The sequence below is a fragment of the Streptomyces javensis genome (assembly GCF_039525925.1).
GTDB lineage: Bacteria > Actinomycetota > Actinomycetes > Streptomycetales > Streptomycetaceae > Streptomyces > Streptomyces asiaticus.
Genome location: NZ_BAAAIF010000044.1, coordinates 71,378 through 81,693 on the forward strand (window position 1 = coordinate 71,378; position 10,316 = coordinate 81,693).

The 10,316-nt window shown below is 75.1% G+C and carries 11 protein-coding genes; 3 read left to right on the forward strand and 8 right to left on the reverse strand.

The window, feature by feature from the left end:
* Positions 1-130 precede the first annotated feature (130 nt).
* Complete coding sequence (locus ABD329_RS31440) at positions 131-2,233, forward strand: AfsR/SARP family transcriptional regulator (RefSeq protein ID WP_198279644.1); 2,103 nt, start codon at positions 131-133, stop codon at positions 2,231-2,233.
* A 517-nt stretch (positions 2,234-2,750) separates the two neighbouring features.
* Here the strand turns inward: ABD329_RS31440 and ABD329_RS31445 are convergent.
* Genes ABD329_RS31445 through tsaB form a run of 4 tightly spaced genes read right to left on the reverse strand, consistent with a single transcriptional unit; the run spans position 2,751 to position 5,575 of the window.
* A complete protein-coding gene (locus tag ABD329_RS31445) occupies positions 2,751-3,014 on the reverse strand; it encodes a hypothetical protein (protein WP_198281459.1) in 264 nt (87 codons plus the stop codon).
* The gene (tsaD, locus tag ABD329_RS31450; protein ID WP_198281458.1) at positions 3,011-4,111 is read right to left on the reverse strand and encodes a tRNA (adenosine(37)-N6)-threonylcarbamoyltransferase complex transferase subunit TsaD; all 1,101 of its coding nucleotides are present in this window, start codon (positions 4,109-4,111) and stop codon (positions 3,011-3,013) included. The genes ABD329_RS31445 and tsaD overlap by 4 nt, the downstream gene beginning before the upstream one ends.
* Entirely contained in the window at positions 4,104-4,856 is a 753-nt protein-coding gene (gene rimI, locus ABD329_RS31455) for a ribosomal protein S18-alanine N-acetyltransferase (protein WP_344317243.1), read from the reverse strand. The genes tsaD and rimI overlap by 8 nt, the downstream gene beginning before the upstream one ends.
* Before the next feature lie 50 nt (positions 4,857-4,906).
* Positions 4,907-5,575: a tRNA (adenosine(37)-N6)-threonylcarbamoyltransferase complex dimerization subunit type 1 TsaB gene (tsaB, locus tag ABD329_RS31460; RefSeq protein WP_198281457.1), complete on the reverse strand. Its 669-nt coding sequence runs from the start codon at positions 5,573-5,575 to the stop codon at positions 4,907-4,909.
* A gap of 253 nt (positions 5,576-5,828) precedes the next feature.
* Between tsaB and ABD329_RS31465 the strand changes: the two genes are divergently transcribed.
* Complete coding sequence (locus ABD329_RS31465; protein WP_309142931.1) at positions 5,829-6,368, forward strand: hypothetical protein; 540 nt, start codon at positions 5,829-5,831, stop codon at positions 6,366-6,368.
* 48 nt (positions 6,369-6,416) lie between these two features.
* Here ABD329_RS31465 and ABD329_RS31470 read toward each other — a convergent pair whose 3' ends face one another.
* The 4 genes from ABD329_RS31470 to alr form a co-directional block, all read right to left on the reverse strand.
* Positions 6,417-6,638, reverse strand: a complete 222-nt coding sequence (locus tag ABD329_RS31470; RefSeq protein WP_198281455.1) for a hypothetical protein — start codon at positions 6,636-6,638, stop codon at positions 6,417-6,419.
* Between the two features lie 196 nt (positions 6,639-6,834).
* Positions 6,835-7,353, reverse strand: coding sequence for a tRNA (adenosine(37)-N6)-threonylcarbamoyltransferase complex ATPase subunit type 1 TsaE (gene tsaE / locus ABD329_RS31475; protein ID WP_198281454.1), 519 nt, complete (start codon positions 7,351-7,353; stop codon positions 6,835-6,837).
* A gap of 125 nt (positions 7,354-7,478) precedes the next feature.
* Positions 7,479-8,702 (reverse strand): alpha/beta fold hydrolase, encoded by a 1,224-nt coding sequence (locus tag ABD329_RS31480; protein ID WP_344317241.1) that lies wholly within the window; start codon positions 8,700-8,702, stop codon positions 7,479-7,481.
* A 2-nt stretch (positions 8,703-8,704) separates the two neighbouring features.
* A complete protein-coding gene (gene alr, locus ABD329_RS31485; protein WP_198282056.1) occupies positions 8,705-9,859 on the reverse strand; it encodes an alanine racemase in 1,155 nt (384 codons plus the stop codon).
* Positions 9,860-9,964: 105 nt separating this feature from the next.
* On the opposite strand from alr, the gene ABD329_RS31490 reads away from it, so the two are divergent.
* On the forward strand, positions 9,965-10,316 hold a 352-nt coding region (locus tag ABD329_RS31490), incomplete at its 3' end, for an NAD(P)H-hydrate epimerase (RefSeq protein ID WP_344317242.1).

Here is a 10,316-nt window from a genome sequence, read left to right on the forward strand (position 1 = left end):
GCATCCGGGTGACCGGACGACGAGTGAACGACCGGACGACCGGACGACGTAATGACGTAAGTGACTGACGAGACGGCTGTCAGCCTGCCGGGTGCGGATGAGCATCCGATCAGCGCGCTACGGTGACCGCATGCGGGTCGGTTTCGGGGTGCTGGGGCCGGTGGTGGCCTGGGACGCGGACGCCGACGGGCGCGCGATCGCGCTCAAGGGGCCACGGCACCGCGCGGTGCTGGCCCGGCTGATCGTCGCCCGCCGCCGTGTCGTACCCGTCTCCGGGCTGATCGAGGACCTGTGGACGGAGCCGCCGCCGGGGGCGGTGGGCGCGGTGCGCACGTTCGTGGCCGCGCTGCGCCGTGCGCTGGAGCCGCAGCGCCCGCCGCGCACCCCGGCCCGGCTGCTGGTCACCGAGGGCCCCGGGTACGCGCTGCGGGCCGACCCGGACGCGGTGGACGCCTGGCGCTTCGAACAGGACGTGTCCGCCGCCGCGACCCTGCCGCCGGACGGCGCGCTGCCCCGGCTGGAGGAGGCGCTGAGCCGGTGGCGCGGGCCCGCGTACGCGGAGTTCGCCGACGAGGGCTGGGCCCGGGGCGAGCGCTCCCGGCTGGCGGAGCTGCGGCTGCACGCCGTCGAGCGGCAGGCGGAGGCCCGGCTGGCGCTGGGCCGGGCCGCCGAGGCGGTGCCGGACCTGGAGGCGCATCTGGCCGAGCACCCCTGGCGCGAGGGCGCCTGGCGGGCGATGGCCCTCGCGCTGTACCGCACCGGCCGCCAGGGCGACGCGCTGGCGGTGCTGCGCCGGGCCCGGGCGCTGCTGGTCGAGCAGCTGGGCGTGGACCCCGGCCCGGAGCTGCGCCGCCTGGAGACGGACATCCTCGGCCAGGCGCCCCACCTCGATCCCAGGGCGGCGCGGGGCGACGCGGCGGCCCAGGTGTGGGCGGACGCGACCGCCGCGTACGACCGCACCGTGGCCTCCGGCGCCCGGACCCGCCTGGAGTCGACGGCCGCCCTGCTCCGCGACCTTTCGATGACCGGTGGCGGCGGCCTGCTGACGGCCCGCCGACAACGCGTGGCGGCCGTCGCGGCGGCCGAAGAACTGGGCGACCCCGAACTGACCGCCCGAGTCATCGGCGCCTACGACGTCCCGGCGATCTGGACCCGCCTGGACGACCCGGAACAGGCGGCGTCGATCGTGGCCGCGGCCGAACGCACGCTGGCCGCTCTCGCGGCCGTTTTCCCGGCCGGCCCTGGTACGCCCGATCACGAGGCCCCCGGCCACAAGCCCCCTGGCAGCGGGGCGACGGCCCCCGGCCCGCCCGGCCACGGCGCACCCGCACACGAGACGCGGGGCCATGAGCCGGTCGGCCATGACGCCATTCGTGCCCGGCTGTTGGCGACGATCGCCGTGGAGTCTCGGGGTGGGCGGTCCGAGCGGGGGCGGCAGGCGGCTCGGCAGGCTGAGGAGATCGCTCGGCGGCTGGACGATCCCGGGCTGTTGGCGTTCGCGCTGAACGGCGTCTTCATGCAGAGCTTCGAACGCGCGGGGCTGGCGCCGCGCCGGGACGCCACCGGGGCCGAGCTGATCGCCCTCGCGGCGCGGCACGGGCTGGCCGCCTTCGAGGTGCTCGGCCATCTCATCCGGCTCCAGGCCCGCAGCGCGCTCGGCGACTTCGCGGCGGCCGACCGGCACGCGGCCGCCGCCGAGCGTCTGGGCGAGCGCCATGAGCGGCCGCTGGTGGGGGTGTTCACCGCGTGGTACCGGGCGCTGCGGCTCGCCGCGACGGGGCGGGCGGACGAAGCCGCGGCCGAGGCGGCCTACCGGGACGCCGCCGCGCGGCTGGACGGCGCCGGGATGCCCGGCCTGGAGCGCGGTCTGCTGCCGCTCGCGCTGCTCTGTCTGCGCGTGGAACGGGGGCGCCCCGCCCCGATCGACGCGGGCCTCGACTGGGGGCCGTACGCGCCTTGGGCCCGCCCGCTGGTGCTGCTGGCCCAGGACCGCCGCACCGAGGCCGCGGCGGCGCTGCGCACGGTCCCGGAGCCGCCCCGCGATCTGCTGCTGGAGGCGCTGTGGTGCCTCACCGGGCGGGCGGCCATCGCCGTCGGCGACCAGGAGACGATCGCCCGCGCCCGCGCGGCGCTGGCTCCGGCGGCGGCCGAGCTCGCCGGGGCGGGCAGCGGCCTGCTCACCGTCGGCCCGGTCTCCCGCCACCTGGCCGATCTGTCCGAGGCCCTGCGGTAGCGGCGCGGCCGGGTGCCGTGCCCGGCGGGTCTTTCCCCTCCCCACCCCTTCCCGACACCAGGGGCTCCGCCCCTGGACCCCAGAGCCTGGGGCGAGCGCCCTCCGGAGCCTGGGGCAGAGCCCCGGCCCGGGGCCCGGGGCGGAGCCCCCTCCGGAGCCCGAGGCGAAGCCCCCCCCGGAGCCCAGGGTGAAGCCCTGGCCAGGGCCCCGGGCGGAGGCCCCTCCGGAGCCTGGGGCAGAGCCCCGGCCCGGGGCCCGGGGCGGAGCCCCCTCCGGAACCCGGGACGAAACTTCCTCAGGGGCCCAGGACGAAGTTCCTCCGGAGCCCGAGGCGCCCCCCGAACCCGAGGCGAAGCCCCCCGGAACCCGGGACGAAGCCCCCGGAGCCCAGGGCGGAGCCCCCTCCGGGGCGCCTGGGGCAGAGTCCCGGGCCGGGGGCCGGGGCGGAGCCCCGGTTGTGGGGTGGGGCGGGGAGGGGAGCAGCCCGCCGCAGGCGTCAAGGTTCGCCGGACGCCCCCTAACCCTCGTCCGCTACCGCCTCAAATCGCCAGCGGTGCACCGCACGCCGTACCAAGTCCTCCCCCGGCTCGGGGAGTTCCGGCAGGCCCCGGGTGTCGTAGGCGCCGTCCCACCAGGTGATGACGAGGACGCGGTCCTCGGGTGCGCGGAAGGTTTCGCGGCGGAGCGGGGGCGGGTCGAGGCGCTGACGCCGGGCCCAGGCCAGGAGCTCCTCGCCCTTTCCGGCCACGGCCCGGGCCTCCCACATCAAGGCGACCGTCATGCGTACAGGTTCTTCCGGCTCAGCTCGTGCACATGGTCGTGGGTGTGCCCGGTGGGCGCCGGGACATGCGGGTCCGTCACCGGGAGGGAGGAGTCGGCCGAGAGGTCCCACGCCGAGGACGACCGCCCCCGCGCCACCATCTCCGCGCCGAGCGCCGCGACCATCGCCCCGTTGTCCGTGCACAGCTTCGGCCGCGGCACCCGCAGGGTGAGGCCCGCGTCCTCGCAGCGGCGTTCGGCCATCGCCCGCAGCCGGGAGTTGGCGGCGACGCCGCCGCCGATCATCAGGTGCTCCACGCCCTCGTCCTTGCAGGCGCGGACGGCCTTCCGGGTCAGCACGTCCACGACCGCCTCCTGGAAGGAGGCCGAGACATCGGCGATCGGAACCTCCTCGCCCGCCGCCCGCTTCGCCTCGATCCAGCGGGCGACGGCGGTCTTCAGCCCCGAGAAGGAGAAGTCGTACGCGGCGTCCCGCGGACCGGTCAGCCCGCGCGGGAAAGCGATCGCGTCCGGGTCGCCCTCGCGGGCGATGCGGTCGATGACCGGGCCGCCGGGGAAGCCCAGGTTCAGCACCCGGGCGATCTTGTCGAACGCCTCGCCCGCCGCGTCGTCGATGGTCGAGCCCAGCGGGCGGACGTCGGCGGTGATGTCGGGCGCGAGGAGCAGCGAGGAGTGGCCGCCGCTCACCAGCAGCGCCATCGTCGGCTCGGGCAGCGGACCGTGCTCCAGCTGGTCGACGCAGATGTGGGAGGCGAGGTGGTTGACGCCGTAGAGCGGCTTGCCGAGCGCGTAGGCGTACGCCTTGGCGGCCGAGACGCCGACCAGCAGCGCGCCCGCGAGCCCGGGGCCCGCGGTGACGGCGATGCCGTCGAGGTCGGAGGCGGCGACCCCGGCCTCCTTCAGGGCGCGCTGGATCGTGGGGACCATCGCCTCCAGATGGGCGCGGCTGGCGACCTCCGGGACGACGCCGCCGAAGCGGGCGTGCTCGTCCACGCTGGAGGCGACGGCGTCGGCGAGGAGGGTGTGGCCGCGGACGATGCCGACGCCGGTCTCGTCGCAGGAGGTCTCGATGCCGAGGACGAGGGGTTCGTCAGCCATGGGTCTCGGTTCCTTGTACTGAGGTCGCAGGGTTCGCCGGGTTCGCCGGGTTCGCCGGGTTCGCGGGGTTCGCGGGGTTCGCGGGAGTCGCCGGGTTCACGGGGTTCGCGGGAGTCGCCGGGTTCACGGGGTTCGCGGGAGTCGCCGGGTTCACGGGGTTCGCGGGAGTCGCCGGGTTCACGGAGTTCGCGGGAGTCGCCAGGTTCGCCGTGTGCGGGGTGGACGCCGTGTCTGCCGTGGGCTCGCCGTTCGCGGTCATGGCGGCGCTCGCCGTCACCGCGCTCGCCGTCACCGCACTCGCCGTCGCCGGGTCGGCCAGCCGCATGACCAGCGCGTCCACATTGCCGGGCTGGTAGTAGCCCTTGCGTTTGCCGATGGGCTCGAAGCCGAAGCGCTCGTACAGCCGCTGCGCGCGGGCGTTGTCCACCCGCACCTCCAGCAGTACCTCACGGCACTCGAAGGCGGTGGCGGCCGTAAGGAGGTCGGTGAGGAGGCGGGCGCCGAGCCCGGTGCCCCAGTGGTCGCGGGCGGCGGCGATGGTCTGGACGTCGCCGGTGCGGTCGACGACCGCGAGCCCGGCGTACCCGGCCAGCCGGGTCCCCTCCTCCGCCACCACATAGTGACGGGTGGCGTCCCGGCCCCGGGCATGCGCGAGTTCGGACCAGAACATCCCCCACGACCAGGCGTCCTCGGGGAACAGCTCCTCCTCGAGCTCCATCACCCGCTCCAGGTCCCACCAGCGCATCTCGCGCAGGGTCACGGCCGTCCCGGTGTCGGTGCCGCTGCCGGTGCCGGTCACTTCGGGGTGACCACCTTGTAGTTGGCGGGCACCTTCGCGTCGGGGCGGCGCAGATACAACGGCCGGGGCGGGGGCAGCTCCTCGCCGCGCGCCAGCTTCTCGGCGGCGAGCGAGGCGAGCGCCCCGGCCGACTGGTGCTCCGGCATCCCGGCCGGTACGTCGGCGAAGGCCGCCGGGTAGAGCAGCGCGCCCGCGCCGACCGCGGGCAGCCCGGCCACCCGCTCGGCGAGATCGGCGGGGTGGTCGACGGCGGGCTCGGTGACGCGGGTGCGGGCGTCGTCGTACCGCGCCCAGTAGACCTCCTTGCGCCGCGCGTCCGTGGCCACGACGAAGGGGCCTTCCAGACCGGCCTGCCCGGCGGCGTACGCGATCCCGTCGAGCGTGCACAGCCCGTGGACGGGGACGCCGAGGGCCGACCCGAAGGTGGCCGCGGTCACCAGGCCCACGCGCAGTCCGGTGTACGGGCCGGGGCCCGCGCCGACGACGATCTCCGTCACCGCGCTCAGCTCGGCACCCGCCGCTTTCAGCGTCCGGTGGACGGCGGGCAGCAACAGCTCGCCGTGGCGCCGAGCGTCCACGTCGGCGGACTCGGCGATCACTGCGGAGCCGTCGTGCAGGGCGACGGTCACGGCGGGGGTGGCGGTATCAAGAGCGAGCAACAGCACGAGAACAGCCTACGGCGCGCCGGGAGGTCGTTCTTCCGTACCGGCCTCGGTACCGATGCCGGTACCGGCTTCCGCACCGGCCCCGGCACGGGCTTTCGTACCGACGGTGGAACAGCTCGGTCACCGGACGCCCGGAGCGCGGCCGGGCGGCGGGCGCCGGTGCTACCGTCACCGTAAGTGCGTACGGGCCGTCAGCACGTACTGACCGCAGGAGAGGGAAGCCGCCGTGCCAAGGAGCAGTACCGGGCCAGCTGTGGCCGTACTCACCGCCGCCGCGCTGGGCGTCGTCGGGTTCCTCGGCTACCAGGCCGCCGCGACCGCGCCCGACCATCCGACCCAGGCCCGGCCCGGGTCGCACTCCGCCGAGTCCAAGAAGAAGGACAAGGACGACGCGGGGTCGAAGAAGAAGTCCACCGCCCTCCCGGCCCGCTCCGGCTCCGGCGTACGGGTCGTCTACGCCCTCGGCGACAAGCGGGTCTGGCTGGTCGGCGCCGACGGCAAGGCGAGCCGCACCTTCGAGGTGGGACCCAGCCCGGCCAGCCCCGACCCGGGGACCTACACGGTGACCTCGCGCAACAAGGGCGGGGTCGGCTCGGACGGAGTGCAGGTCGAGCACGTCGTCGTCTTCCACTCGGAAGGGGGGGTCGTGTTCGGTTTCAGCGCGGCGGTGGACGGGTCGATGCCGGACCCGAACGCGCGCAAGCGGACCGGAGCCGTCCGGGAGAGCCGGGCGGACGGTACGGCGATGTGGGAGTTCGCTCAGGTCGACATGAAGGTGGTCGTCGTCCCCTGACGGACCGCGGACCTGGCCGACGTACCCAGCCGACGCAGCTCCGCGCGGCTACGCCGCGTCCCGCTCCTCGTCCCGCTCCTCGTCGTCCGCCTCGGGCTCCACGGACGCCGGGGTCTCGGTCTCCCCGGTCTCCCCGGTCTCCTCCTCGGCCGGCCGCGGAGGCGTCGAGACCGCGCTGGCCGCCGCACACGCCGCCAGGAGCTCCGACATCGACGGTGACCGGTCGTCGCGCGCGGCGCCGGTCCCGGCCACGGGGTCGTGGGCCGACATGGGTGCCTCCTGAGGGTCCTGGGGCAGTCGAGCCGAGTTAGGCAGACCTAACCCACGCTTTCTCCCCCCATGTGACCACGGGTGATGCCCGGAACGCAACAGCATGCCGACGGCTTGTCGGAAACTACGCGGCATCTGCACGCGAGCTCTACCTGCGGCTTGACCGTTTGACCGGTGGCCCCCGGCAGCTCCGGCGCTACCCCGCGAGCGACGCCAGGTCCTCCCCCGCCCAGCGGGTACCCACGCCCGTCACCACCACGTCCCGTACGTCGTCCACGTCGGCGGCCATCGTGTCCGTGACGGCCATGTCGCTGCCCACGGTCCGCTGGATCACCACATGCAGCCGGTCCTCCGCCAGCCCCTCGACCTTGCCCTCGCCCCACTCCACGGCCACCACCGAATCCGGCAGGGAGACATCGAGGTCCAGGTCCTCCATCTCGTCGAGGCCGCCGTTCAGCCGGTACGCATCGACATGGACCAGCGGCGGGCCGTCGCCCAGCGAGGGGTGCACCCGGGCGATCACGAAGGTGGGCGAGGTGACGGCGCCCCGGACGCCGAGGCCCTCGCCGAGGCCCCGTGTCAGGGTCGTCTTGCCCGCGCCGAGTTCACCGGTGAGCAACACCAGATCACCGGGGCGCAGCAGCTTGGCGAGTCTGCGGCCCAGGTCCCGCATCTGGTCGGGAGAGGTGACGGTGATGCGCGTGCCTACGTCCATACTCGCCGATGGTACGGGCCCGAAAAGCCCGCCGCGGACCGGCGTGCGGCCACCCCGAACGACCCGGCCGGACCCCCGAACGCCCCGGCCGAACCCCCCCAAGGCCCCGGCAGGGACACCGCTCGTCAGCCCGTCACGCCCCGCCCCGCCCGGTCGCCGACCCCGTCCACCGACCGCGAGAGCAGCTCCGTCAGATGGCCGTTGACCACCTCCGGGTGCTCGAGGATCACCAGGTGTCCGGCCTCCTCGAGGATGACCAGCTCAGCGCCCGGAAGCAGCTCCGCGATCGCCTCGCTGTGTTCCATCGGGGTGATGAGGTCCTTGTCGCCCGCGAGCACCAGCACCGGCATGCCGTCGAAGTGCGGCAACGCCGCCGCCTTGTCATGGGCGATGAAGGCCGGGTAGAACTCCGCGACCACATCGATCGGCGTGGCCTCGATCAGCCGCTCGGCGAACCGCGCGACCCCCGGGTCCACGTCCTTCGAACCGAACGAATAGCGCTTGATCAGCCCCGCGAACAGATCCGCGGTCGCCCGCCGACCCCGCTCCACCAGATCGGCCTGCCAGCCCAGCGCCTTCAGCAGCCCGGGCAGCACCCGCCGCACCGCGTTCACCCCGACCACCGGGAGGCCGAAGCTGACCTCGCCGAGACGGCCCGCCGAGGTGCCGATGAAGGCCGCGCCGATCACGCGCTCGCGGATCAGGTCGGGGTACTGCGCGGCCAGCGCCATCATCGTCATGCCGCCCATGGAGTGGCCGACCAGCAGCAGCGGTCCCTCGGGCGCCGTCGCGTCGATCACCGCCTTCAGATCGCGGCCGAGCTGGTCGATGCTGATCGCCTCGCCGTCCGCCTGGGCGCAGCCGCGCGCCGAGCGGCCGTGGCAGCGCTGGTCCCAGTAGACGGTGCGGACCACCTCGCGCAGCGCGGAGCGCTGGAAGTGCCAGGAGTCCTGGGCGAGGCAGTAGCCATGGCTGAAGATCATGGTGACGGGGGTGGGGGCGCGGCGCCCGAACCGCCGCTTGCGCCGGGGCGAGGGCGCGGCGGCGTTCTCCCGCACCTCCTCGACCTCGTAGTAGAGCTCGGTGCCGTCCTCGGCGATCGCCGTCCCCGGGGTGCCGCGCAGCGTGCCGTACGGGCCCTCGGCGTCCAGGGCGAGCCGGGCCTTGCGCCGTACGCCGCGGCCGACCGTCAGCCGCTCGAGCGCGACACCCGCCGCCGCCCCCGCCGCGAGCACGCCGATCGCGGCACCGGCGAATCCGGCCCCCCGGCGCCAGCTCACGGCTGTGGCCCCCGCCGCGACTCGTGTCGCCATCTCTGCCGTGCTGACGGCCGTGGTCTCGTCGCCCATGGTCAGTTCCCTGTGCCCCCGTCCTCACCTACATAAACGCGGGGGACACGGGCCGAGATCCTGGTCACGATCTCGTAGCCGATCGAGCCCACGGCCCGCGCCCAGTCCTCGACGGTCGGCTCGCCCCGGTCCCCCGGGCCGAACAGCACCGCCTCGTCCCCCGGGGCGGCGGTGTCGCCGCCCAGATCCACAACGAACTGGTCCATGGCGACCGTACCCGCGATGGTCCGCCACTTTCCCGCGACCAGTACCGGGCCGGTGCCCGAGGCATGGCGCGGGATGCCGTCCCCGTAGCCGACGGGCACCAGCGCGAGGGTCGTCTCGCCGGGGGTCACATAGCGGTGCCCGTAGGAGACGCCGTGCCCGCCCGGCACCCGCTTCACGGAGGCGAGCGCGGCGGAGAGCGTCATCACCGGGCGCAGCCCGAAGTCGGCGGACGTGCCGAGTTCGGGGCTCGGGCAGATGCCGTAGGTGGAGATGCCGGTCCGGACGAGGTCGAAGTGCGACTCGGGCACGGTCAGGGTGGCCGGTGAGTTGGCGATGTGGCGCACCTCCGGCCGCAGCCCCGCCCGCTCGGCGTGCGCCACCATGTCGCGGAAGACCGACAGCTGGGCGGCGATGGACGGATGGCCCGGCTCGTCCGCGCAGGCGAAGTGGGACCACAGCCCCGTCACCCGAACGGCCCCTTCCGCCTCTGCGGCGCGGGCCTCGGCGACCAGGGCGGGCCAGTCGGCGGGCTGGCAGCCGTTGCGGCCGAGCCCGGTGTCCGCCTTCAGGTGCAGCCGCGCGGTACGGCCGCACGCCCGGGCCGCGGCGACGGCCTCGCGCAGCGCCCACAGCCCACTGGCCGAGACGTCGATGTCCGCCTCGACGGCCTGCCGCCAGGGGCCGCCGGGCGTCCACAGCCAGCACATCAGCCGGCCCGTGTCCCCCGCCGCCCGCAGCGCGAACGCCTCCTCCGGCGTGGCCGCGCCCAGCCAGTCCGCGCCCGCCGCGCGGGCGGCGCGCGCGCACGGGACCATGCCGTGGCCATAGGCGTCCGACTTGACCACGGTCATCAGCTCGGCCGTGGGTGCCGCGGCGCGCAGCGCCCTCACATTGGCCCGCAGGGCGGCCAGATCGACCACGGCCCGGGCGCGCATCGGTGTCTCGTCCATCTCCGTCAGTCTCTCAGGCCGATCCCCCGACCGGAGTGTGTGCTTCTACGCAAGGAGTGCCTCGCTTCCACGCAAGGAGTGCCCTCTGTTCGGGAGACTATGGGCATGAGGATTGCCTACAGCGTCGAGACCGTACGGGCCGCCGAGCGCGAACTGATGGCGCGGCTGCCCGAAGGAGCGCTCATGCAGCGCGCGGCGGCGGGGCTCGCGGCCGCGTGCGCCGACCTGCTGGGCCGGGTGTACGGCTCCCGGGTGGCCCTGCTCGTCGGCAGCGGCGACAACGGCGGCGACGCGCTCTACGCGGGCGCCCGACTGGCCCGCCGCGGCGCGGGCGTCACGGCGGTACTGCTCAACCCCGACCGGGCGCACGGAGGCGGCCTCGCCGCTCTGCGGGCGGCGGGCGCGCGGGTGGTGACCACCGGTGGCGGCGGCGCGGCGGGCAGCGGCACGGCAGGCG